Source organism: Pseudarthrobacter sp. R1 (assembly GCF_024494415.1).
Lineage (GTDB): Bacteria > Actinomycetota > Actinomycetes > Actinomycetales > Micrococcaceae > Arthrobacter.
The window spans coordinates 420,305-441,429 of sequence record NZ_JAMKFI010000008.1 but is presented as its reverse complement, the minus strand read 5'-3'; the positions used below and the strand labels follow the sequence as shown (position 1 = coordinate 441,429).

Annotated in this window: 31 protein-coding genes; 1 reads left to right on the top strand and 30 read right to left on the bottom strand. The window is 61.4% G+C overall.

What is annotated here, in order from left to right:
* Positions 1–6 precede the first annotated feature (6 nt).
* The 27 genes from rpsM to rpsJ all read right to left on the bottom strand — a co-directional run bounded on the left by rpsM (position 7) and on the right by rpsJ (position 15,470).
* Positions 7–381, bottom strand: a complete 375-nt coding sequence (gene rpsM, locus M8J71_RS12930; protein ID WP_003803743.1) for a 30S ribosomal protein S13 — start codon at positions 379–381, stop codon at positions 7–9.
* Positions 382–564: 183 nt separating this feature from the next.
* Entirely contained in the window at positions 565–678 is a 114-nt protein-coding gene (gene rpmJ / locus M8J71_RS12925) for a 50S ribosomal protein L36 (RefSeq protein ID WP_009358722.1), read from the bottom strand.
* Between the two features lie 70 nt (positions 679–748).
* Positions 749–970 (bottom strand): translation initiation factor IF-1, encoded by a 222-nt coding sequence (gene infA, locus M8J71_RS12920; RefSeq protein WP_009358723.1) that lies wholly within the window; start codon positions 968–970, stop codon positions 749–751.
* 172 nt (positions 971–1,142) lie between these two features.
* Positions 1,143–2,135: a P1 family peptidase gene (locus M8J71_RS12915; protein ID WP_256248270.1), complete on the bottom strand. Its 993-nt coding sequence runs from the start codon at positions 2,133–2,135 to the stop codon at positions 1,143–1,145.
* Positions 2,136–2,236: 101 nt separating this feature from the next.
* Entirely contained in the window at positions 2,237–3,064 is an 828-nt protein-coding gene (gene map, locus M8J71_RS12910; protein ID WP_256248269.1) for a type I methionyl aminopeptidase, read from the bottom strand.
* A 71-nt stretch (positions 3,065–3,135) separates the two neighbouring features.
* The gene (locus M8J71_RS12905; RefSeq protein ID WP_205484239.1) at positions 3,136–3,705 is read right to left on the bottom strand and encodes an adenylate kinase; all 570 of its coding nucleotides are present in this window, start codon (positions 3,703–3,705) and stop codon (positions 3,136–3,138) included.
* A 5-nt stretch (positions 3,706–3,710) separates the two neighbouring features.
* Positions 3,711–5,021, bottom strand: a complete 1,311-nt coding sequence (gene secY, locus M8J71_RS12900; RefSeq protein ID WP_163161911.1) for a preprotein translocase subunit SecY — start codon at positions 5,019–5,021, stop codon at positions 3,711–3,713.
* A gap of 216 nt (positions 5,022–5,237) precedes the next feature.
* Positions 5,238–5,729 carry a 50S ribosomal protein L15 gene (rplO, locus tag M8J71_RS12895; protein WP_163161909.1) on the bottom strand — a complete coding sequence of 164 codons (492 nt, stop codon included), beginning with the start codon at positions 5,727–5,729 and terminating at the stop codon, positions 5,238–5,240.
* Positions 5,730–5,936: a 50S ribosomal protein L30 gene (rpmD, locus tag M8J71_RS12890; protein ID WP_256248268.1), complete on the bottom strand. Its 207-nt coding sequence runs from the start codon at positions 5,934–5,936 to the stop codon at positions 5,730–5,732.
* 2 nt (positions 5,937–5,938) lie between these two features.
* Positions 5,939–6,661 (bottom strand): 30S ribosomal protein S5, encoded by a 723-nt coding sequence (rpsE, locus tag M8J71_RS12885; RefSeq protein WP_163161905.1) that lies wholly within the window; start codon positions 6,659–6,661, stop codon positions 5,939–5,941.
* Positions 6,658–7,041: a 50S ribosomal protein L18 gene (gene rplR / locus M8J71_RS12880; protein WP_163161903.1), complete on the bottom strand. Its 384-nt coding sequence runs from the start codon at positions 7,039–7,041 to the stop codon at positions 6,658–6,660. Before rplR ends, rpsE begins: the two co-directional genes overlap by 4 nt.
* A gap of 2 nt (positions 7,042–7,043) precedes the next feature.
* Complete coding sequence (gene rplF / locus M8J71_RS12875; protein WP_050054319.1) at positions 7,044–7,580, bottom strand: 50S ribosomal protein L6; 537 nt, start codon at positions 7,578–7,580, stop codon at positions 7,044–7,046.
* Positions 7,581–7,598: 18 nt separating this feature from the next.
* Complete coding sequence (gene rpsH / locus M8J71_RS12870; protein WP_050054318.1) at positions 7,599–7,997, bottom strand: 30S ribosomal protein S8; 399 nt, start codon at positions 7,995–7,997, stop codon at positions 7,599–7,601.
* A 94-nt stretch (positions 7,998–8,091) separates the two neighbouring features.
* Positions 8,092–8,673: a 50S ribosomal protein L5 gene (gene rplE, locus M8J71_RS12865; RefSeq protein WP_066277862.1), complete on the bottom strand. Its 582-nt coding sequence runs from the start codon at positions 8,671–8,673 to the stop codon at positions 8,092–8,094.
* Complete coding sequence (gene rplX / locus M8J71_RS12860; protein ID WP_256248267.1) at positions 8,673–9,035, bottom strand: 50S ribosomal protein L24; 363 nt, start codon at positions 9,033–9,035, stop codon at positions 8,673–8,675. Before rplX ends, rplE begins: the two co-directional genes overlap by 1 nt.
* 3 nt (positions 9,036–9,038) lie before the next feature.
* Entirely contained in the window at positions 9,039–9,407 is a 369-nt protein-coding gene (gene rplN / locus M8J71_RS12855; RefSeq protein ID WP_009358299.1) for a 50S ribosomal protein L14, read from the bottom strand.
* A 704-nt stretch (positions 9,408–10,111) separates the two neighbouring features.
* On the bottom strand, positions 10,112–10,417 hold the full coding sequence (gene rpsQ, locus M8J71_RS12850; RefSeq protein WP_104042537.1) for a 30S ribosomal protein S17: 306 nt from the start codon (positions 10,415–10,417) through the stop codon (positions 10,112–10,114).
* Positions 10,414–10,743, bottom strand: a complete 330-nt coding sequence (gene rpmC, locus M8J71_RS23345; protein ID WP_163161897.1) for a 50S ribosomal protein L29 — start codon at positions 10,741–10,743, stop codon at positions 10,414–10,416. The genes rpsQ and rpmC overlap by 4 nt, the downstream gene beginning before the upstream one ends.
* Before the next feature lie 2 nt (positions 10,744–10,745).
* A complete protein-coding gene (rplP, locus tag M8J71_RS12840; RefSeq protein ID WP_050054315.1) occupies positions 10,746–11,162 on the bottom strand; it encodes a 50S ribosomal protein L16 in 417 nt (138 codons plus the stop codon).
* Positions 11,163–11,996, bottom strand: coding sequence for a 30S ribosomal protein S3 (rpsC, locus tag M8J71_RS12835; protein ID WP_142038804.1), 834 nt, complete (start codon positions 11,994–11,996; stop codon positions 11,163–11,165).
* A complete protein-coding gene (rplV, locus tag M8J71_RS12830) occupies positions 11,997–12,362 on the bottom strand; it encodes a 50S ribosomal protein L22 (RefSeq protein ID WP_009358304.1) in 366 nt (121 codons plus the stop codon).
* Between the two features lie 38 nt (positions 12,363–12,400).
* Positions 12,401–12,682 (bottom strand): 30S ribosomal protein S19, encoded by a 282-nt coding sequence (gene rpsS, locus M8J71_RS12825; RefSeq protein ID WP_003803803.1) that lies wholly within the window; start codon positions 12,680–12,682, stop codon positions 12,401–12,403.
* Positions 12,683–12,694: 12 nt separating this feature from the next.
* Positions 12,695–13,534, bottom strand: coding sequence for a 50S ribosomal protein L2 (gene rplB / locus M8J71_RS12820; RefSeq protein ID WP_009358305.1), 840 nt, complete (start codon positions 13,532–13,534; stop codon positions 12,695–12,697).
* A gap of 29 nt (positions 13,535–13,563) precedes the next feature.
* Positions 13,564–13,869 (bottom strand): 50S ribosomal protein L23, encoded by a 306-nt coding sequence (gene rplW / locus M8J71_RS12815; RefSeq protein WP_011692807.1) that lies wholly within the window; start codon positions 13,867–13,869, stop codon positions 13,564–13,566.
* Positions 13,866–14,489: a 50S ribosomal protein L4 gene (gene rplD, locus M8J71_RS12810; RefSeq protein ID WP_163161894.1), complete on the bottom strand. Its 624-nt coding sequence runs from the start codon at positions 14,487–14,489 to the stop codon at positions 13,866–13,868. Before rplD ends, rplW begins: the two co-directional genes overlap by 4 nt.
* A gap of 4 nt (positions 14,490–14,493) precedes the next feature.
* On the bottom strand, positions 14,494–15,144 hold the full coding sequence (gene rplC / locus M8J71_RS12805; RefSeq protein WP_013601833.1) for a 50S ribosomal protein L3: 651 nt from the start codon (positions 15,142–15,144) through the stop codon (positions 14,494–14,496).
* 17 nt (positions 15,145–15,161) lie between these two features.
* On the bottom strand, positions 15,162–15,470 hold the full coding sequence (gene rpsJ, locus M8J71_RS12800; protein ID WP_003803825.1) for a 30S ribosomal protein S10: 309 nt from the start codon (positions 15,468–15,470) through the stop codon (positions 15,162–15,164).
* 401 nt (positions 15,471–15,871) lie between these two features.
* On the opposite strand from rpsJ, the gene M8J71_RS12795 reads away from it, so the two are divergent.
* Positions 15,872–17,308, top strand: a complete 1,437-nt coding sequence (locus M8J71_RS12795) for a GH1 family beta-glucosidase (RefSeq protein ID WP_256248266.1) — start codon at positions 15,872–15,874, stop codon at positions 17,306–17,308.
* A 10-nt stretch (positions 17,309–17,318) separates the two neighbouring features.
* Here M8J71_RS12795 and M8J71_RS12790 read toward each other — a convergent pair whose 3' ends face one another.
* The 3 genes from M8J71_RS12790 to fusA form a co-directional block, all read right to left on the bottom strand.
* On the bottom strand, positions 17,319–17,543 hold the full coding sequence (locus M8J71_RS12790) for a hypothetical protein (protein WP_256249030.1): 225 nt from the start codon (positions 17,541–17,543) through the stop codon (positions 17,319–17,321).
* A 3-nt stretch (positions 17,544–17,546) separates the two neighbouring features.
* Positions 17,547–18,737 carry an elongation factor Tu gene (gene tuf / locus M8J71_RS12785; RefSeq protein WP_163161890.1) on the bottom strand — a complete coding sequence of 397 codons (1,191 nt, stop codon included), beginning with the start codon at positions 18,735–18,737 and terminating at the stop codon, positions 17,547–17,549.
* 265 nt (positions 18,738–19,002) lie between these two features.
* On the bottom strand, positions 19,003–21,117 hold the full coding sequence (fusA, locus tag M8J71_RS12780) for an elongation factor G (protein ID WP_256248265.1): 2,115 nt from the start codon (positions 21,115–21,117) through the stop codon (positions 19,003–19,005).
* Positions 21,118–21,125 lie beyond the last annotated feature (8 nt).

The following is a 21,125-nucleotide window of genomic DNA, read 5'->3' as shown; positions in this document are numbered from 1 at the left end:
GGGATTTTAACGGGCCTTCTTCTTGCCGGCGACGGTGCGCTTCGGGCCCTTGCGGGTACGGGCGTTGGTCTTCGTACGCTGTCCGCGTACGGGCAGGCCCTTGCGGTGGCGCAGGCCTTCGTAGCTGCCGATTTCAACCTTGCGGCGGATATCTGCTGCTACTTCGCGGCGAAGGTCACCCTCAACCTTGTAGTTGCCTTCAATGTAGTCACGCAGCTCAACCAGCTGTGCATCAGTCAGGTCCTTGACGCGAACGTCAGCGCTGATGCCAGTGGCAGCCAGGGTTTCGTGTGCACGGGTCTTGCCCACGCCGTAGATGTAAGTAAGCGCAATTTCCAGCCGCTTTTCGCGGGGAATGTCTACGCCAGCGAGACGAGCCATAGTGGCAGTACTCCTTGATAAACCGGAGGTCGTAGGCAGTACACCCGCACGTTCTGTACGGCCCCAGCCTCCGACCGGGGGTTAGCTGTCCGGACTCTTTCGAGCTCAATGTTCCAGATCAGCTTGTGCTGCCTTTATTTACTTGCGTGGGTTAGCAACCCAGGATTTCCCGATGAAGGGAAATTAGCCCTGGCGCTGCTTGTGGCGCGGGTTCTCGCAGATCACCATGACCCGGCCATTACGGCGGATCACTTTGCACTTTTCGCAGATCTGCTTGACGCTCGGCTTGACCTTCATGGCATTCCTTTGCGTGTAACAGTTGGTCAACTGGAGCGGACATCAGTTCGCACTGAAGCCGCCCAGCAATTTACTTGTAGCGGTAGACGATACGACCACGGGTGAGGTCGTACGGGCTCAGCTCCACCACTACGCGGTCCTCAGGGAGAATCCTGATGTAGTGCTGACGCATCTTTCCAGAGATGTGTGCCAGTACGATGTGCTTGTTGGTGAGCTCAACGCGAAACATCGCGTTAGGCAGCGCCTCGGTCACAACGCCCTCGATCTCAATGACCCCGTCCTTCTTGGCCATACCCTCCGCTAACTGTTGTTGCCGCAGTCCTGCCGGATTGCACCGGGCATGACCACGAACGTTTTTGTTGGATCGATTGTCAGTTCCAGGCCCCAAAAGGGCGTGGCAGTCCAGACAACCAACAAACAACACTACTCTGTATCGCTGTAAAAGTTAAATCGGCAATAGTAACCTACCGGGCGCCGTACGCACCATAATCACCGGCGGGAGTGCTCACGGCTTCCGCACTGGCCACGCCGTCGAGGATGGCCAAACGTACGACGTCGGCTGCCGCGCTCTGCAGCGTAATGAGACTGACCTGCCGGGCGGCTTCGTCACTGCGGTCGAGTGCCACAGCTTGGGTTGCCAGGCAGAAAACCGTGTCCCCGTCAGCAAGGGTGAGGCTCGGGTTGAGAGCTCTCGCAATCCCCGCCTGCGACGCAGAGGCAGTCCGCTTGCACTCGGCCACATCAAGAACGGCATTAGTTGCCACCACGACAAGGGTTGTATTCAGGGGTGCCGGGTCGGCACCCCCTGAAGGGGAATCCGGAACCCGGAAGCGCGCGTCTAAGGGAGGCACGACCGAGCGCGCGGAGGGTTCGGGATTCCCCGAAGCAGTCAGTGGCAGCCCCAGGGCATTCACCACAGCGATTGCCCCCACAACCACGCCGTTTTCGAGGGTGGCCGACGCGGTGCCCACCCCGCCTTTGAACGTCCTGGCGATGACTGCTCCGGTGCCGGCACCCACATTGCCGCGTCCGACGACGTGCCCGTCCTTTTGCGCAGCGGCGGCGGCGGTTGCGGCGTAACCCATCTCCGCCGTCGGACGGGCTGAAAAGTCGCCGCCGCGGCCAAGGTCGAAGATCGCGGCTGCCGGGACGATGGGCACTACTCCCCCGGGCACCGCAAAGCCCCGGTTGTTTTCCTCGCACCAGCGCTGGGCGCCGGACGCGGACACCAGGCCGTACGCGCTGCCGCCGGTAAGCACCACGGCATCCACCGCGCTGACCAGGGTGGTGGGATCGAGTGCATCCGTTTCGTGGGTGGCGGGTCCGCCGCCCTGGACGTCCACTGATCCAACCGTGCCCGGCGGGGGCAGGACCACGGTTACGCCACTTAGCCAGCCGGCGTCGGTCTTTTGCATGTGGCCAACGCGGATGCCCGGTACGTCAGTGATTGCTCCCATGTCACCCATTGTTCCCCCTGCTCCCAACTGAGTAGCAGTAACTGTCGTTTTGAAGGGTTAAAACGACTTGGCGCTACCTGGTTGGGCTGGGCGAGCGGAAACTACGGGATGGGCACGGGGGTGACGCCGAGGGGCACCAGGTGCTCCGCGCCGCCGTCGGGCGCCGACAGCACCCAGATGCCCTTGTCGTGGACCGCCACTGAGTGCTCCCACTGGCAGGAGCGCTTGCCGTCCGTGGTGACGACGGTCCAGTCGTCCTCAAGCACGGCGGTATCGATGCTGCCGCGGACCAGCATGGGCTCGATCGCCAGGCAAAGGCCGGGACGGATCTTGGGGCCGCGGTGGCTGGTGCGGTAGTTCAGCACGTCCGGGGGCATGTGCATCTCGGAGCCGATGCCATGGCCCACATAATCCTCGAGGATGCCCAGCGACTTGCCCGGCACGGAGGATACGTAATCATCGATTGCGGCGCCGATGTCACCCACGTGCTTGCCCGTGGCCAGCGCGGCGATGCCCCGCCACATGGCTGCGCGGGTGACGTCGGAGAGGCGCTGGTCCTCGGGGTCCGCGGTGCCCACAATAACTGTGCGCGCGGAGTCCGAATGCCAGCCGTTCACAATTGCGCCGCCGTCGATGGAGATGATGTCGCCGTCCCGGAGCACGCGGCTGCGGGGGATGCCGTGTACCACCTCCTCATTGACGGAGGTGCAGATGGTGGCGGGGAACCCGTGGTAGCCGAGGAAGTTGGATTTCGCGCCGGCTTCGTTCAGCACAGCAGCGAACACGTCGTCCAGGTTTTTGGTGGTAACTCCGGGCACGGCTGCTGCAACGGCTGCATCCAGGGCACGGCTCAGGACCAGGCCTGCTTCGTGCATGGTGCGCATCTGGGCGTTGGTCTTGTATTCGATGCGGGGCTGGCCAAAGGCCATGGTGTTTCCTTTCAAATGGCTGAGGCTCCTCCCGTTTACCGGGAGGAGCCTCGGAAATGCTTTTGCCTGGATCAGGCTGCCTGTGCGGCCTTGATGGCCTGCATGACGCGGTCCGTGACCTCGTCGATGGGGCCGATTCCGTCCACCTGGGTGAGGATGCCGCGCTCGGCATACTTGGCCACCACGGCTTCGGTCTGCTCGTGGTACAGGTCCAGGCGGTGGCGGATGACGGCTTCGTTGTCGTCGCTCCGGCCCGTTTCCTTGGCCCGGCCCAGGAGTCGGTGTACCAATTCCTCGTCATCTGCAGTCAGCTGCAGGACGACGTCGAGCTTCTCTTCGCCCTTGGCGAGGATCTCATCGAGGTAGTCCACCTGCGCCGTGGTGCGGGGGTAGCCGTCCAGGAGGAAGCCGTTTTCGACGTCGGACTCGCTCAGGCGGTCGCGCACCATCTTGTTGGTCACGCTGTCCGGAACGAAGTCGCCGGCGTCCATGTACTTCTTGGCTTCAATGCCAAGCGGCGTTTCGCCCTTTACGTTTGCACGGAAGATATCGCCGGTGGAGATCGCCACAACGCCGAGGCGCTCCGAGATCCGCTCTGCCTGCGTTCCTTTTCCGGAACCGGGAGGTCCAATAATCAGCATTCTCGTCATCGCAAAAGCCCTTCGTAGTGACGTTGTTGTAGCTGCGCATCAATCTGCTTGACGGTCTCCAGGCCAACGCCCACCATGATCAGGATCGAGGTGCCACCGAACGGGAAGTTCTGGTTCGCGTTGATCAGTACCAGTGCCACCAGCGGAATCAGCGCCACGAAGCCCAGGTACAGGGCGCCTGGCAGGGTGATCCGGGACAGCACGTACTGCAGGTAGTCAGCGGTCGGTTTGCCCGCGCGGATACCTGGAATGAAGCCGCCGTACTTCTTCATGTTGTCCGAGACCTCTTCAGGGTTGAAGGTGATCGCGACGTAGAAGTAGGTGAAGAAAACGATCATGGCGAAGTAGAGCACCATGTAGATGGGCTGGTCACCGCGGACCAGGTTGTTGTTGATCCATTCCACCCAGGGCTGGATCTGCTCGCCTTGCCGGGGCTGGTTGAACTGCGAGATCAGGCCCGGCAGGTACAGCATGGAGGAAGCGAAGATCACGGGGATAACGCCGGCCATGTTGACCTTGATGGGGATGTACGTGCTGGTACCTCCCACGGTGCGGCGGCCGATCATGCGCTTGGCGTACTGCACCGGCACGCGGCGCTGCGACTGCTCAACGAAGACCACCAGGGCCACGGTCAGCAGGCCGATGGCGAGGACCATAAAGAACGTTCCGGGACCCTGCGAGCTCCAGATGGCGCCGAGGGACGTGGGGAACGTGGCAGCGATGGACGTAAAGATGAGCAGGGACATACCGTTGCCCACGCCCTTCTCGGTGACGAGCTCGCCCATCCACATGATCAGGCCGGTGCCGGCCGTCAGGGTGATGATGATCAGGATGGTGGTGATCACGCTGGTGTCCGGGATGATCGGCAGGTTGCAGCCGGGAAGAAGCTGCCCGGACCGCGCCAGGGAGACCAGGGTGGTGGCGTTCAGCAGGCCCAGCGCGATGGTGAGGTACCGCGTGTACTGGGTCAGCTTGGACTGCCCGGATGCACCCTCTTCGTAAAGCTGCTGGAACCGGGGAATGACCACCCGGAGCAGCTGGACGATGATGCTTGCCGTGATGTACGGCATGATGCCGAGGGCAAAGATGGACACCTGGAGCAACGCGCCGCCGCTGAACAGGTTAACGAGCTGGTACAGGCCGCCTGCGGTCTGACCGTTCTGCAAGCATTGCTGGACATTCTGGTAGTCCACACCTGGCGAGGGAATGAAAGCACCCAAGCGGAAGATGGTGATGATTCCCAGCGTGAACAACAACTTGCGTCGCAGATCAGGCGTGCGAAAGGCCCGGCCAAATGCGCTAAGCAAGCGTCCTCCTGGTGGTGTTAATAAGAGTTGTGATGGGGATCTATAAATCCCAACAACCGAGTCTAACGGTTGGATGCGCCATGCGAACAATCCGGGAAAGCGCGCATGCGGCGGGTGGCGGGAAAAATACGCCCGGCGGATGTGAAAAACTCCCGATCTCCAGGGCCTGGGCCCCGGAGACCGGGAGTTCAACAACGGGCTTGGCGCCCACCGGCTCTAGAGAGCGGTGGTGCTTCCGCCTGCTGCAGCAATCTTTTCAGCGGCGCTGGCCGAGAATGCGTGGGCGGTGACGTCAACCTTGACGGTGATGTCACCGGTGCCCAGCACCTTGACGGGCTGGTTCTTGCGAACGGCACCCTTTTCGACCAGGTTCTCCACGGTGACTGCGCCACCTTCCGGGAACAGCTCGTTGAGCTTGTCCAGGTTTACAACCTGGAACTCAACCCGGAACGGGTTCTTGAAGCCGCGCAGCTTCGGCAGGCGCATGTGCAGCGGCAGCTGGCCGCCGGCAAAGCCAGCCTTGACCTGGTAGCGGGCTGCAGTACCCTTGGTGCCACGACCGGCAGTCTTACCCTTGGAGCCTTCACCACGACCAACGCGGGTCTTGGCGGTCTTGGCACCCGGGGCGGGACGCAGGTGGTGAACCTTCAGGGCGTTCTGCTTCTCAGCAGCGGCGCTCTGTGCCTTGTCAGCAGTGTTCTCTGCCATTTACTTCGCCTCCTCTACCTGTACCAGGTGCGGAACCGTGTTGAGCATTCCCACGGTGACGGCGTCGGCGGTGCGGACAACGGTGTGTCCGATCCGCTTCAGGCCGAGGGACCGCAGGGTGTCGCGCTGGTTCTGCTTGCCGCCAATGGCGGACTTGATCTGAGTGATCTCCAACTGGATGTCGGAGGGAATCAGGTTCTTAGCCATAACTAGACACCCGCCTTCGAGTTCAGGAGAGCCTTCACCAGCGCCGGCGGAGCGATCTCGTCGAGGGGCAGGCCGCGGCGTGCTGCCACTGCTGCCGGCTCTTCGAGGCGCTTCAGGGCATCAACAGTCGCGTGAACGATGTTGATGGCGTTGGAGGAACCGAGCGACTTGGAGAGGATGTCGTGGATGCCCACGCACTCCAGTACTGCACGGACCGGGCCACCGGCGATAACACCGGTACCGGCGGAAGCCGGACGCAGCATTACGACGCCTGCGGCAGCCTCACCCTGGACGCGGTGCGGGATGGTGCTGCCAACGCGGGGTACGCGGAAGAAGGACTTCTTGGCCTCTTCAACGCCCTTCGCGATTGCGGCAGGAACTTCCTTAGCCTTGCCGTAGCCAACGCCGACCATGCCGTTGCCGTCACCGACGACGACCAGGGCGGTGAAGCTGAAGCGACGACCACCCTTGACCACCTTGGAGACGCGGTTGATGGTGACAACGCGCTCTACGAACTGGCTCTTCTCGGCTTCACGGCCGCCGTCGCGGCCGCCACGGCCACCACGGTCGCCGCGGCCCTGGCCACGGTCGCCACGCTCACCGCGACGAGCGCCACCACGGCGGTCGTCGGCAGCTGCGGGGGCAGTGGTCTCAGCGGCAGCTACGGCTTCGGTAGCCTTCTGATCTGCAGACACAGTGTCCTTTTCCTTGTTTGCTTCCGTCACAGTGACAGCCCACCTTCACGTGCACCGTCAGCGACGGCGGCGATCCGGCCGTGGTACTTGTTACCACCGCGGTCGAAGACAACAGCTTCGATACCGGCAGCCTTGGCACGCTCTGCGACAAGTTCGCCAACGCGCTTGGCCTTGGCAGTCTTGTCGCCGTCGAATGCACGAAGGTCGGCTTCCAGAGTGGAGGCGCTCGCTACGGTCAGGCCCTTGGTGTCATCGACAACCTGGACGAATACGTGGCGTGCGGAACGGTTGACGACCAGACGAGGACGTACAGCCGTACCGGAGATGCGCTTACGGATACGAAGCTGGCGGCGGCTGCGCTGGGCAGACTTGCTCTTGTTCGTACGCTTCTTGTTAATTGAGATGGCCATGGTTACTTACCAGCCTTTCCGACCTTGCGGCGGATGACTTCGCCGGCGTAACGGATGCCCTTGCCCTTGTAGGGGTCCGGCTTCCGCAGCTTGCGAATGTTGGCAGCAACCTCGCCGACCTGCTGCTTGTTGATACCTGAAACAGAGAGCTTGGTCGGGGTCTCAACTGCAAAGGTGATGCCCTCCGGTGCGGAGACATTGACCGGGTGGCTGAAGCCGAGAGCGAACTCAAGGTCAGATCCCTTGGCCTGAACGCGGTAACCGGTACCGACGATTTCAAGCTTCTTCTCGTAGCCCTTGGTAACGCCCTCGATCATGTTGGAGATCAGGGTGCGGGTCAGGCCGTGGAGTGAACGGGAGGCGCGCTCGTCGTTCGGGCGGGCGACAGTCAGGGTGTCTGCATCCAGGGTGACCTCGATCGGGCTGGCCACAGTGTGGTTCAGCTCGCCCTTGGAACCCTTGACGCTGACGACAGAGCCGTCAACCTTGACCTCAACGCCGGCAGGAACGGTGATGGGGAGACGTCCAATACGTGACATTATTCTCTTCCTTTCCCGTTACCAGACGTAAGCGAGGACTTCGCCGCCCACGCCCTTCTTGCCGGCCTGCTTGTCAGTCAGGAGGCCGGAAGAGGTGGACAGGATTGCGACACCCAGGCCACCCAGCACGTGCGGCAGGTTGGTGGACTTTGCGTAAACGCGCAGTCCCGGCTTGGAAATACGACGAACACCAGCGATTGAACGCTCGCGGTTCGGTCCGAACTTGAGCTCGATGGTCAGCTTCTTGCCAACCTCAGCGTCTTCTTCCTTCCAGCCGGCGATGAAGCCTTCGGCCTTGAGGATGTCAGCAACGCGTGCCTTGAGCTTGCTGTACGGCATGGACACGGAATCGTGGTATGCCGAGTTTGCATTGCGCAGACGCGTAAGCATGTCTGCGACAGGATCTGTCATTGTCATTGTGGGCTCTTGCCCTTCCTCATAACGGTTTCCGCGGTGCTGCTTTCCTGAACGGATTCAGAAGCCGGACCGCCGGACCTTTTACGTAGTTAGATTAGTCTTCGGCCTTGAACGGGAAACCAAGCGCCTTGAGCAGCGCGCGGCCTTCGTCATCGGTCTTGGCAGTGGTGACAACCGTGATGTCCATACCGCGGACGCGGTCGATCTTGTCCTGGTCGATCTCGTGGAACATAACCTGCTCGGTCAGACCGAAGGTGTAGTTGCCGTTACCGTCGAACTGCTTGCCGGAGAGACCACGGAAGTCCCTGATGCGGGGCAGTGCGAGGGTGACCAGACGGTCCAGGAATTCCCACATGCGGTCGCCACGAAGTGTGGCGTGTGCACCGATGGGCATGCCTTCGCGCAGCTTGAACTGAGCGATCGACTTACGGGCCTTGGTTACCTGCGGCTTCTGGCCGGTGATCTGGGTGAGGTCGCGGACAGCGCCGTCGATCAGCTTGGAGTCCTTGGCGGCATCTCCAACACCCATGTTCACAACGACCTTCACGAGGCGCGGAACCTGGTTGACGTTTTCGTACTTGAATTCCTCAATGAGCGTGCTCTTGATGGATTCGGCGTACTTGGTCTTCAGACGAGGAACGATCTTCGTTGCCGGAGTCTCGAGAGTCTCAGTCATTAGATGTCCTTCCCTGAGCTCTTGGCCACGCGCACGCGCACTTCACGCTTCACGCCATTGCGCTCAACGGTCTCGGTGCGGAAACCGACGCGGGTGGGCTTCTTGGTGGACGGGTCAACCAGAGCCACGTTGGAGATGTGGATCGGGGCTTCAACAACCTCGATGCCACCGGTCTTGGTGCCGCGCTGCGACTGACCGACCTTGGTGTGCTTGGTTACGCGGTTGATGCCTTCGACCAGCACTCGGTTGGTGTCGGTGAACACGCGCAGGACCTTGCCCTGCTTGCCGCGGTCGCCGCCGCGCTCAGCCTTGGCGCCAGTGATGACCTGAACCAGGTCACCCTTCTTGATCTTTGCAGCCATGGACTAGAGCACCTCCGGAGCCAGAGAAACGATCTTCATGAACTTCTTGTCACGCAGTTCACGACCAACCGGTCCGAAGATACGGGTACCGCGGGGGTCACCGTCACCCTTCAGGATCACAGCTGCGTTCTCGTCAAACTTGATGTAGGAACCATCCGCACGGCGGCGTTCCTTCTTGGTACGGACGATGACTGCCTTAACAACATCGCCCTTCTTTACGTTGCCGCCGGGGATTGCATCCTTGACGGTGGCGACAATGACGTCACCGATGCCTGCGTAGCGACGGCCGGATCCACCGAGAACGCGAATGGTAAGGATTTCCTTAGCACCCGTGTTGTCGGCGACCTTGAGTCGCGACTCCTGCTGAATCACTATTTACTCCTTGCGTCGCGCCGGTTCTCAGACCGAAAATCTTCCTACGGAATGAGCCTTGCGGAACGGTTGATCGGGGTGTCTCTTGACCTGCCTGGATTTTGCCAGACCAGGCCTAAACGCCCGTGCCAGAAGCAGTTGCTCCCATCCGTTCCAGGAGATCCTGGGCGCAAGGGGGCACTATGCCGTGGCACGCTTGTTTACGAGGTTGATGTCGGCACACTAAGGGCGCCATACAAACTCAATATCCTAGCACGTTTTCCGCCCATCCCCATATCACCGCCGGCGCTCCCCCGCAAGACGGACGACGGCGTCACGCACGGCAGCCTTTTGGCCCACCCCGGGTGCCACATGCGCAGGAAGCCGCGGCACCGCCGTCGTCCGCCCCATCACCTCCCGCCCGCTCCCTGGGACGCTCTCTCACTTAACGCGCCTTTTTGGCCGGCGCTCTCTCACTTTCCTGAGAGAAGTGAGAGAGCGTCAGTTAAAAACAGGCGTTAAGTGAGAGAGCGTCGAGGGGGGACGACGGCGTTACGGACGGCAGCCTTTTGGCCCACCCTGGGTGCCACATGCGCAGGAAGACGCGCCACCGCCGTCGTCCGTTCCCCAAAGCGTGCCCGGCGCTACCGGGGGGCCGGCTGTTAAACGCGGAAGCCCCCGCTCCCAAAGGGAGCAGGGGCCTCCGGATACCGAAGCAGCAGGTGCTACTTGGCCTTCTCGAGGATCTCCACGAGCCGCCAGTTCTTGGTGGCGGACAGTGGACGGGTCTCGGCGATGACAACGAGGTCGCCGATGCCGGCGGTGTTCTCTTCGTCGTGGGCCTTGACCTTGGAGGTACGGCGGATGACCTTGCCGTACAGGGCGTGCTTCACGCGGTCTTCAACCTGGACAACGATGGTCTTTTCCATCTTGTCAGAGACCACGTAGCCGCGACGCGTCTTGCGGTAACCGCGCTGCTCAGCCGTGGCTGCGGTAGCAGTTTCGGTCACGTTCTCGTCCTTTTCACTCACTTGGCATCCTCCTCGGTCTCAACCGTTTCAGCCTTGTCGGCCTTCTTGGTTGCTGCCTTCTTGGACTTCTTTTCTTCCTTGGCTTCCACAACCGGTGCGGCAACCTCGGCACGAATGCCCAGCTCGCGCTCACGGAGAACGGTGTAGATGCGGGCGATGTCCTTCTTTACCGCGCGCAGACGACCGTGGTTCTCCAGCTGTCCGGTGGCGGACTGGAAACGCAGGTTGAACAGCTCTTCCTTGGCCTTGCGGAGTTCTTCAACGAGACGCTCGTTGTCGAAACCGTCCAGCTGTGCGGGAGCCAGATCCTTGGATCCTACTGCCATTTCTATTCACCACCTTCGCGACGCAGAATGCGTGCCTTCAACGGGAGCTTGTGGATTGCCAGGCGCAGGGCCTCGCGTGCTACCGATTCTTCGACGCCGGAGATCTCAAAGAGAACCCGACCCGGCTTGACGTTTGCGACCCACCATTCCGGTGAACCCTTACCGGAACCCATGCGGGTTTCGGCAGGCTTCTTGGTGAGGGGACGGTCCGGGTAGATGTTGATCCAGACCTTACCGCCACGCTTGATGTGGCGGGTCATGGCAATACGGGCGGATTCGATCTGACGGTTGGTGACGTATGCCGGGCTCAGGGCCTGGATGCCGTACTCACCGAAAGTGACCTTGGTGCCGCCCGTAGCAGCGCCGGAACGACCCGGGTGGTGCTGCTTACGGTGCTTGACTCGACGTGGGATAAGCATTTAAGCCTGTCCTCCTTCTGCTGCCGGAGCAGCAGCTTCAGCTGCCGGAGCCTCGGCAGCAGGAGCTGCGTCAGCGGCCGGACGGTCGTTGCGACGGCGGCGGTCACCACGGTCAGCGCCACCCGGGCGGCCCGGACGGTCGCTGGGACCGCGGCCACGGGACGGGGCGGAAGCGGCCTGCTGGGCCAGTTCCTTGGCGGTGACGTCACCCTTGTAGATCCAAACCTTCACACCGATGCGGCCGAAGGTGGTCTTGGCTTCGTAGAAGCCGTAGTCGATGTTCGCGCGGAGGGTGTGCAGGGGCACACGGCCTTCGCGGTAGAACTCCGAGCGGGACATTTCAGCGCCACCCAGTCGACCGGAGCAGGCGATACGGATGCCCTTGGCACCTGCACGCTGTGCGGACTGCATGGCCTTCTTCATTGCGCGGCGGAAAGCCACACGTGAAGTCAGCTGCTCAGCAACGCCCTGGGCAACAAGCTGTGCTTCCATCTCGGGGTTCTTGACCTCGAGGATGTTCAGCTGGACCTGCTTGCCGGTGAGCTTTTCGAGCTCGCCGCGGATGCGGTCTGCTTCTGCTCCACGGCGGCCGATGACGATGCCCGGGCGGGCCGTGTGGATGTCCACGCGGACGCGGTCACGGGTGCGCTCGATCTCAACCTTGGCGATACCGGCGCGCTCCATGCCCGTGGACATGAGCTGGCGGATACGGATGTCTTCGCGAACGAAGTCCTTGTACCGCTGGCCGGCCTTGGTGCTGTCAGCGAACCAGTGCGATACGTGATCGGTGGTGATGCCGAGTCGGAACCCGTGCGGGTTTACTTTCTGTCCCACTTAGCGAGCCTCCTCTTTCTCCGGGGTAGCGACTACCACGGTGATGTGGCTGGTGCGCTTCTTGATCTGAAATGCACGACCCTGGGCACGCGGCTGGAACCGCTTCATGGTCGGGCCTTCATCAACAAACGCTTCGCTGATGATGAGGTCGCCTTCGTCAAACGCCACGCCGTCGCGGTCCGCGAGGACCCGGGCGTTGGAGATTGCCGACTGAACTACCTTGAATACCGGCTCTGAAGCTGCCTGTGGGGCAAACTTCAGAATTGCCAGAGCCTCATTCGCTTGCAAACCACGAACAAGGTTGACGACGCGCCGGGCCTTCATAGGCGTTACGCGGATGTGGCGCGCAATTGCCTTGGCTTCCATTGCTTTCCTTCTCTCGTCTTTGACGTAAGTGCAGGCGCCTAGCGGCGCTTGCCCTTACGGTCGTCCTTGACATGGCCGCGGAATGTCCGCGTGGGAGCGAATTCGCCGAGCTTGTGCCCGACCATCGACTCAGTGACAAACACCGGAATGTGCTTGCGTCCGTCGTGTACGGCGATCGTGTGCCCGAGCATGTCGGGGATGATCATCGAACGGCGTGACCAGGTCTTGATGACGTTCTTGGTGCCCTTTTCGTTTTCCCTGGCTACCTTCACAAAGAGGTGCTGGTCAACGAAAGGACCTTTTTTCAGGCTGCGTGGCATGTGTCCAGGCTCCTATCGCTTGTTCTTGCCAGTACGACGGCGACGAACAATAAGCTTGTCGCTCTCTTTGTTGGGGCGGCGGGTGCGGCCTTCCCGCTGACCGTTCGGGTTGACGGGGTTACGTCCACCGGACGTCTTGCCCTCGCCACCACCGTGCGGGTGGTCAACCGGGTTCATGGCGACACCACGGACGGTCGGGCGTACGCCCTTCCAGCGCATGCGGCCGGCCTTGCCCCAGTTGATGTTCGACTGCTCGGCGTTGCCCACCTCGCCGACGGTTGCGCGGCAGCGCACGTCAACGTTGCGGATTTCACCGGAAGGCAGACGCAGCTGGGCGAAGCGGCCTTCCTTGGCGACGAGCTGGATGGATGCACCGGCGGAGCGGCCCATCTTGGCGCCGCCACCCGGGCGCAGTTCAACTGCGTGGATAACGGTACCCACGGGGATGTTGCGCAGGGGCAGGTTGTTGCCAGGCTTGATGTCAGCGTTGGCACCTGCCTCTACGAAGTCACCCTGGGACAGCTTGTTCGGCGCGATGATGTAGCGCTTGGTGCCATCAACGTAGTGCAGGAGGGCGATGCGAGCCGTACGGTTCGGATCGTACTCAATTTCAGCAACGCGGGCGTCAACGCCGTCCTTGTCGTGGCGACGGAAGTCGATCAGACGGTACTGGCGCTTGTGTCCGCCACCCTTGTGACGGGTGGTGATCTTACCGGTGTTGTTACGGCCGCCCTTTTTGGGCAGCGGACGTACCAACGACTTTTCCGGCGTCGACCGCGTGATTTCGATGAAGTCCGCTACGCTCGAGCCACGACGGCCCGGGGTAGTCGGCTTGTATTTACGGATTCCCATAATTTATTTCCTCGTTAAAGTGGTCTCCGCTACGCGAGCGGACCGCCGAAGATGTCGATAGTGCCTTCTTTGAGGGTGACAATCGCACGCTTGGTGTTCTTGCGGGTACCCCATCCGAATTTGGTGCGCTTGCGCTTACCGGCACGGTTGATGGTGTTGATCGATTCGACCTTGACGGAGAAAATCTTCTCCACGGCCAGCTTGATCTCGGTCTTGTTCGACCGGGGGTCCACCAGGAAGGTGTACTTGCCCTCGTCGATCAGGCCGTAGCTCTTTTCCGACACGACGGGCGCAAGCACGACGTCGCGGGGATCCTTGATGGTGGCTGCACTCACTTGGCATCCTCCTCGTTCTTTGCCACTGCCTTGCCGGCAACGAATGCTTCGTAGGCAGCCTTGGTGAAGACAACGTCATCAGACACGAGAACGTCGTAGGTGTTCAGCTGGTCTGCGTACAGAACGTGAACACCGGCGAGGTTGCGCACGGACAGTGCAGCAACATCGTTGGCGCGCTCGATGACAACCAGCAGGTTCTTGCGGTCGGAAACGCCGCGCAGCGTTGCAAGTGCACCCTTGGCGGAGGGCTTGGAGCCCTCAACCAGTTCGGCAACAACGTGGATGCGTCCGTTACGCGCCCGGTCAGACAGTGCGCCGCGCAGTGCAGCAGCAATCATCTTCTTGGGGGTGCGCTGGCTGTAGTCACGCGGGGTGGGACCGTGGACAATGCCACCGCCGGTCATGTGAGGAGCACGGATGGAACCCTGACGGGCGCGGCCGGTGCCCTTCTGCTTGAACGGCTTGCGTCCTGCACCGGAAACTTCAGCGCGGGTCTTGGTCTTGTGGGTACCCTGGCGAGCAGCAGCGAGCTGGGCAACGACAACCTGGTGCAGCAACGGCACGTTGGTCTGAACGTCGAAGATCTCTGCAGGCAGGTCAACCTGGACAGTGTTAGCCATTGAACTAGGCTCCCTTCACGGCGGTGCGTACGAGTACGACCTGGCCGCGGGCACCGGGAACGGCGCCCTTGATAAGGAGCAGCGACTTCTCGACGTCAACCGCGTGAACCGTGAGGTTCAGCGTGGTGTGACGAACGGCGCCCATGCGGCCGGCCATTTTCATGCCCTTGAAGACGCGGCTCGGGGTGGATGCGCCACCGATTGAACCGGGCTTACGGTGGTTCTTGTGGGCACCGTGGGAAGCTCCAACGCCGTGGAAGCCGTGACGCTTCATAACACCGGCGAAGCCCTTACCCTTGGTGGTGCCGATGACGTCGATCTTCTGGCCGGCTTCGAAGACCTCTACGGAGAGCTCCTGGCCCAGCTCGTACTCAGCAGCATCTGCGGTACGGAGTTCGACGACGTGGCGGCGAGGCGTGACGCCTGCCTTCTCAAAGTGACCAGCCAGCGGCTTGGTGACCTTGCGGGGATCGATCTGGCCGTAGCCGATCTGTACGGCTACGTAGCCATCAGCTTCTGCGTTGCGCAGCTGGGTGATGACGTTCGAATCTGCCTGGACCACAGTGACGGGGATGAGCTTGTTGTTCTCGTCCCAGACCTGGGTCATGCCGAGCTTCGTGCCCAGCAGGCCCTTTACGTTACGGGTTGCGGTCATAGTCTCTCAGCACCTCCCTACAGCTTGATTTCGATGTTCACGTCTGCCGGCAGGTCGAGACGCATAAGCGAGTCAACAGCCTTCGGCGTGGGATCGATGATGTCGATAAGACGCTTGTGCGTGCGCATTTCGAAGTGCTCGCGGCTGTCCTTGTACTTGTGCGGAGAGCGGATGACGCAGTACACGTTCTTCTCCGTCGGCAGCGGCACGGGGCCAACTACCGTTGCGCCTGCGCGCGTGACCGTCTCAACGATCTTCCGTGCTGAAACGTCAATGACCTCGTGGTCGTATGACTTCAGCCGGATGCGGATTTTTTGTCCCGCCATGTCGCCTGACTCTCTTTCAGTCTGTGCTTCCCCTGGTTGGGGCTGCCCTGTTCACTTACTCGTTGTATGGCTGCCGAAGCAATTGAGGTCGTAACCACCATCCGCCGCACAAGCTGAATCCGGATGAATCCGGGTTCCTCACCTTGCCGGCGTAACCGACCCCCGCGGTCGGGCGTGTCGCGCTTGGCACGCATACAAATCCGCAATTCCATGGGGAGGGGGTTATGTTTGGTCTTCCACTTGGACCCTGACACCCGGCATTATCCGGATCGGGACACGAAGAAGCGCTTGAACAACTCATCTAGTATGCCGGAATTTGCCGCCAGAAGCGAATTGGCCCATTCCAGAGGCCAGTCCGAGGAATCATTGCCTTCGGCAACACCGGAATGGATGATAGGGGCATGACGCTGGAAAGCACCGAATCCGTGACCGAACTGGCCAGCCGCATGCCGCCGTCGTTCACCCTGGGCGTCGCAGCCGCAGCCTTTCAGATCGAAGGAGCCCTGACCCAGGGCGGCCGGGGCCCGTCCGGGTGGGACGCCTTCGCCGAGAAGCCCGGCAGCATTATGGACGGGCATTCCCCCGCGGTGGCCTGCGACCACTATAACCGTCTCCCCGAGGACATCGCCCTCCTGCAGGAGCTGGGCGTGGACTCCTACCGCTTCTCCTTGTCCTGGCCAAGGATCCAGCCCGAAGGCCAGGGACGACTCAATGCGGAGGGACTGGACTTCTACGACCGGCTGATCGACCAGCTGCTGGCAGCCGGCATCTCCCCCATGGCCACCCTTTACCACTGGGATACTCCCCTGCCGCTGGAACACCGCGGTGGTTGGATGAACCGTGAAACAGCGGAACGGTTTGGCGAGTATGCCGCTGCCGCCGGCGAACGCTTCGGGGACCGCGTGGCGCAGTGGGTGACGCTCAACGAACCGCTGTCGGTGACCCTGAACGGCTACGCCTTGGGCGTCCACGCCCCGGGCCGCACCCTGATGTTCGATGCCCTCCCGGCGATCCACCACCAACTCCTGGCCCACGGTCTCGGTGCACAGGCCCTGCGTGCGGCAGGGGTGAAGGGAGACGTAGGCGTAACCAACCTGCACTCCCCTGTCCGGCCGGCCAGCGGAAAGGTCGGAGACAGGCTCGTGGCGAAGCTGTACGACCTCCTGATGAACAGGATCTACGCCGACCCCGTGTTGCTGGGCCGCTACCCGCACCTGCCCCTGTACGCGAGGCCATGGCTGCGGTCCATCGGGCGGATTTCGGACGCCGACCTGCGGACCATCCACCAGCCACTGGACTTTTACGGCCTCAACTACTACTTTCCGGTAAAGGTTGCACTGGGCCGCGGGGTGACCCCTATTCCTGCCAATACGCACAAGGCGGTAGCCAGGCTTCCTTTCCATGAGGTGGGCTACCCGGAGTTTGACCACACGGGCTTCGGCTGGCCTGTGGCTCCTGAGCACCTGGGCATCCTGCTCAAAGAACTCCAGGACCGGTATGGGGCTGCACTCCCCCCGGTTTACATCACCGAAGGCGGCGCCAGTTACCCGGAGCCGGACCAAGTGAACGGGTCCATCCAGGATGAGGACCGTCTGAACTACATCGCCTCGCACCTGCGCGCAGCACTGGACGCCACCTCGCCCGGCGGGATGGCCTCGGCCGTGGACCTGCGCGGCTACTACGTGTGGACCCTGATGGACAATTTCGAATGGGCGGCCGGTTACTCCCAGCGCTTCGGCCTGGTCCACGTGGATTTCGAAACGCTGGAGCGTACGCCCAAGCAGTCCTTCTACTGGTACCAGTCACTCAGCAAGGCTCGGCGGGCCGCGTCAGGCTAGCTCCGGGCCGCTACTGGTTTTTGTTTGCCCGGTTGATCCGCTTGGCGCGATCGATTTCGTAGCGGAAGTGCTTCTTGGCCCAGAAGACAACGGCGACCACGGCGACAACGATGATCAGAAAAATAAGCCATCCCATGATGAACTCCTTTCGGTCCAGCAACAGTATCAGGCAGGAGTTAACCAAAAAGAACAGCCCCGCTGCAGTAGCAGCGGGGCTGTTCTTCAGTTCAAACAAGAATTACTTGTTGATCTTGGTAACGCGTCCTGAACCAACGGTGCGGCCGCCTTCGCGGATTGCGAAGCCGAGGCCCTCTTCCATAGCGATGGGCTGGATGAGCGCAACGGTCATCTCAGTGTTGTCGCCAGGCATAACCATTTCCGTGCCCTCGGGCAGGGTGATAACGCCGGTTACGTCCGTGGTACGGAAGTAGAACTGCGGGCGGTAGTTGGAGTAGAACGGGTTGTGACGTCCGCCTTCGTCCTTGGAGAGGATGTAGACGTTAGCCTCGAAGTCGGTGTGCGGGGTGATGGAACCCGGCTTGACGACAACCTGGCCACGCTCTACGTCATCGCGCTTCAGACCGCGGAGCAGGAGGCCACAGTTCTCGCCGGCCCATGCTTCGTCGAGCTGCTTGTGGAACATCTCGATACCGGTAACCGTGGTCTTCTGGACCGGGCGGATGCCGACGATCTCGACCTCGGAGTTGATGGCGAGGGTTCCACGCTCGGCGCGGCCCGTAACAACGGTGCCACGGCCGGTGATGGTGAAGACGTCCTCGATCGGCATCAGGAACGGCTTGTCACGGTCACGTACGGGGTCCGGAACAGACTCGTCAACAGCAGCCATCAGGTCCTCAACGGACTTGACCCACTCCGGGTCGCCTTCCAGTGCCTTGAGGCCGGAAACGCGGACAACCGGTGCTTCGTCGCCATCAAAGCCCTGCGAGCTGAGGAGCTCACGAACTTCCATTTCAACGAGGTCCAGCAGTTCCTCATCGTCAACCATGTCGGACTTGTTCAGCGCGACCAGCAGGTAGGGAACACCAACCTGGCGGGCGAGCAGAACGTGCTCGCGGGTCTGTGCCATCGGGCCGTCAGTGGCGGCAACCACGAGGATTGCACCGTCCATCTGTGCAGCACCGGTGATCATGTTCTTGATGTAGTCAGCGTGACCCGGGGCGTCTACGTGTGCGTAGTGGCGCTTTTCGGTCTGGTACTCAACGTGGGAGATGTTGATGGTAATGCCGCGCTGACGCTCTTCGGGAGCAGAGTCAATCGACGCGAAGTCACGCTTCTCGTTGAGAGTCGGGTACTTGTCGTACAGCACCTTGGAAATGGCGGCCGTCAACGTCGTCTTACCGTGGTCAACGTGACCAATGGTGCCGATGTTAACGTGCGGCTTAGTCCGCTCGAACTTTGCCTTTGCCACAGGTTCCTCCTAGAACGTTTTCAAATGACATACCCTTCAGCCGCGCTTGTCGCGGCAGAAACTCAGGTAAGTCTACTTGGGGGGCTTTGGATTGGTGAAATTGCAGATTCAGGAACTAATACTAGTCCCTCGAGCCTGTTCGTGCAGATGGCCGGAACCCGGCTTGACCGGACTGCATCCGACCGGAAAACCGGCCACCTGCACCAGGCGGGCCTCCGTCAACCGGAAGCACACCCGAGTTTGTTCGCTTCGAAAGTCCGAAAAACTATTCGCCGCGGGTCTTCTGGATGATCTCGTCAGCAACTGCCTTCGGGACCTCGGCGTAGCTGTTGAACGTCATGGAGTACACAGCACGGCCCTGGGTCTTCGAGCGCAGGTCACCGATGTAGCCGAACATGCCGGACAGCGGAACGTGCGCACGGATGACCTTGACGCCCTGTGCATCTTCCATGGACTGCATCTGGCCACGGCGGGAGTTGAGGTCACCGATAACTTCACCCATGTATTCCTCAGGGGTGCGGACCTCGACATCCATCAGCGGTTCGAGCAGAACAGGGTTCGCCTTGCGTGCAGCTTCCTTGAAAGCCATACGGCCGGCGATCTTGAACGCCATTTCCGAGGAGTCAACATCGTGGTAGGCGCCGTCAACCAGCGTGGCCTTGATGCCCACAACCGGGTAACCTGCCAGGACGCCGTCGTTCAGCGCATCCTGGATACCAGCGTCAACCGACGGGATGTACTCGCGGGGAACGCGGCCACCGGTGACCTTGTTCTCGAACTCGTACAGCTCGCCCTCGGCGGTGTCCAGCGGTTCGATCGCAATCTGGATCTTTGCGAACTGACCTGAACCACCGGTCTGCTTCTTGTGCGTGTAGTCGTGGCGTTCCACGGCACGCTTGATGGTTTCGCGGTAGGCAACCTGGGGCTTACCAACGTTAGCCTCGACCTTGAACTCGCGGCGCATGCGGTCCACCAGGATGTCCAGGTGGAGCTCGCCCATGCCGGCGATGATGGTCTGGCCGGTGTCTTCGTTGAGGGACACCTGGAAGGTGGGGTCCTCAGCGGAGAGCTTCTGGATAGCCGTGGAGAGCTTCTCCTGGTCACCCTTGGTGTTCGGCTCGATGGCAACCGAGATCACGGGCTCCGGGAAGCTCATGGACTCGAGGACGATCTGGTTGGCGGAGTCGCACAGGGTGTCACCCGTGGTGGTGTCCTTCAGACCGATCGCTGCGTAGATGTGGCCGGCGGTAGCGCCCTCAACGGGCATTTCCTTGTTGGCGTGCATCTGGAACAGCTTGCCGATGCGCTCCTTCTTGCCCTTGGTGGAGTTGACCACCTGCGCGCCTGCTTCCACGTGACCGGAGTACACGCGGATGAAGGTGAGCTGGCCGAAGAAGGGGTGGGCCGCAATCTTGAATGCGAGAGCGGAGAACGGCTCTTCGGAGGAAGGCTTGCGGGTCAGTTCCTTCTCTTCGTCGCGAGGATCGTGGCCGACCATCGGAGGAACGTCGAGCGGGTTCGGCAGGTAGTCGACAACTGCATCGAGCATGGGCTGAACGCCACGGTTCTTGAATGCGGAACCGCAGAAGATCGGGTAGAGCTCGGAGTTGATCGTCATCTTGCGGATGCCGGCCTTGAGCTCGTCGATGGAGATCTCTTCACCCTCGAGGTACTTCTCCATGAGTTCCTCAGAGGACTCTGCAACGGTCTCAACGAGCGCTGCGCGGTACTCTTCGGCCTTTTCCTGGAGGTCAGCCGGGATCTCGCGGATCTCGTACTTGGCACCCATGGTGACGTCACCCTTGGCGTCGCCGGGCCACACCAGTGCGCGCATGTAGAGCAGGTCCACGACGCCGATGAAGTCGTTCTCGGCACCGATGGGCAGCTGCATTACGAGCGGCTTGGCGCCGAGGCGGCTGATGATGGTGTCTACGGTGAAGTAGAAGTCGGCACCGAGCTTGTCCATCTTGTTGACGAAGCAGATGCGCGGGACGTTGTACTTGTCAGCCTGGCGCCAAACGGTCTCAGACTGCGGCTCAACGCCTTCCTTGCCATCGAAAACGGCGACAGCACCGTCGAGGACGCGCAGGGAGCGCTCAACCTCAACGGTGAAGTCAACGTGGCCGGGGGTGTCGATGATGTTGATCTGGTTGTTTTCCCAGAAGCAGGTCACGGCGGCAGACGTGATGGTGATGCCGCGTTCCTTTTCCTGTTCCATCCAGTCGGTGGTCGAAGCGCCGTCGTGCGTTTCGCCGATCTTGTGGTTCACACCCGTGTAGAACAGGATGCGCTCGGTGGTGGTGGTCTTTCCGGCATCAATGTGGGCCATGATGCCGATGTTGCGGACCTTACTAAGGTCGGTAAGCACGTCCTGTGCCACGGGGTCTC

What these genes read in the sequence shown, in the direction of transcription:
- rplO (WP_163161909.1), bottom strand. Translation starts at nt 5,729, where the DNA reads ATGGCAGAGAACACTGCTGACAAGGCACAGAGCGCCGCTGCTGAGAAG.
- M8J71_RS12795 (WP_256248266.1), top strand. Translation starts at nt 15,872, where the DNA reads ATGACGCTGGAAAGCACCGAATCCGTGACCGAACTGGCCAGCCGCATG.
- rplC (WP_013601833.1), bottom strand. Translation starts at nt 15,144, where the DNA reads ATGACCGCAACCCGTAACGTAAAGGGCCTGCTGGGCACGAAGCTCGGC.
- rplP (WP_050054315.1), bottom strand. Translation starts at nt 11,162, where the DNA reads ATGCTTATCCCACGTCGAGTCAAGCACCGTAAGCAGCACCACCCGGGT.
- rplF (WP_050054319.1), bottom strand. Translation starts at nt 7,580, where the DNA reads ATGTCACGTATTGGACGTCTCCCCATCACCGTTCCTGCCGGCGTTGAG.
- infA (WP_009358723.1), bottom strand. Translation starts at nt 970, where the DNA reads ATGGCCAAGAAGGACGGGGTCATTGAGATCGAGGGCGTTGTGACCGAG.
- M8J71_RS12915 (WP_256248270.1), bottom strand. Translation starts at nt 2,135, where the DNA reads ATGGGAGCAATCACTGACGTACCGGGCATCCGCGTTGGCCACATGCAA.
- rpsH (WP_050054318.1), bottom strand. Translation starts at nt 7,997, where the DNA reads ATGACAATGACAGATCCTGTCGCAGACATGCTTACGCGTCTGCGCAAT.
- rpmD (WP_256248268.1), bottom strand. Translation starts at nt 5,936, where the DNA reads ATGGCTAAGAACCTGATTCCCTCCGACATCCAGTTGGAGATCACTCAG.
- map (WP_256248269.1), bottom strand. Translation starts at nt 3,064, where the DNA reads ATGGCCTTTGGCCAGCCCCGCATCGAATACAAGACCAACGCCCAGATG.
- rplD (WP_163161894.1), bottom strand. Translation starts at nt 14,489, where the DNA reads ATGGCTAACACTGTCCAGGTTGACCTGCCTGCAGAGATCTTCGACGTT.
- rplV (WP_009358304.1), bottom strand. Translation starts at nt 12,362, where the DNA reads ATGGAAGCCAAGGCAATTGCGCGCCACATCCGCGTAACGCCTATGAAG.
- rplE (WP_066277862.1), bottom strand. Translation starts at nt 8,673, where the DNA reads ATGACTGAGACTCTCGAGACTCCGGCAACGAAGATCGTTCCTCGTCTG.
- rpmC (WP_163161897.1), bottom strand. Translation starts at nt 10,743, where the DNA reads ATGGCAGTAGGATCCAAGGATCTGGCTCCCGCACAGCTGGACGGTTTC.
- M8J71_RS12905 (WP_205484239.1), bottom strand. Translation starts at nt 3,705, where the DNA reads ATGCTGATTATTGGACCTCCCGGTTCCGGAAAAGGAACGCAGGCAGAG.
- rpsM (WP_003803743.1), bottom strand. Translation starts at nt 381, where the DNA reads ATGGCTCGTCTCGCTGGCGTAGACATTCCCCGCGAAAAGCGGCTGGAA.
- rplR (WP_163161903.1), bottom strand. Translation starts at nt 7,041, where the DNA reads ATGGCCATCTCAATTAACAAGAAGCGTACGAACAAGAGCAAGTCTGCC.
- rpmJ (WP_009358722.1), bottom strand. Translation starts at nt 678, where the DNA reads ATGAAGGTCAAGCCGAGCGTCAAGCAGATCTGCGAAAAGTGCAAAGTG.
- rpsJ (WP_003803825.1), bottom strand. Translation starts at nt 15,470, where the DNA reads ATGGCGGGACAAAAAATCCGCATCCGGCTGAAGTCATACGACCACGAG.
- rpsS (WP_003803803.1), bottom strand. Translation starts at nt 12,682, where the DNA reads ATGCCACGCAGCCTGAAAAAAGGTCCTTTCGTTGACCAGCACCTCTTT.
- rplX (WP_256248267.1), bottom strand. Translation starts at nt 9,035, where the DNA reads ATGGCTGCAAAGATCAAGAAGGGTGACCTGGTTCAGGTCATCACTGGC.
- rplB (WP_009358305.1), bottom strand. Translation starts at nt 13,534, where the DNA reads ATGGGAATCCGTAAATACAAGCCGACTACCCCGGGCCGTCGTGGCTCG.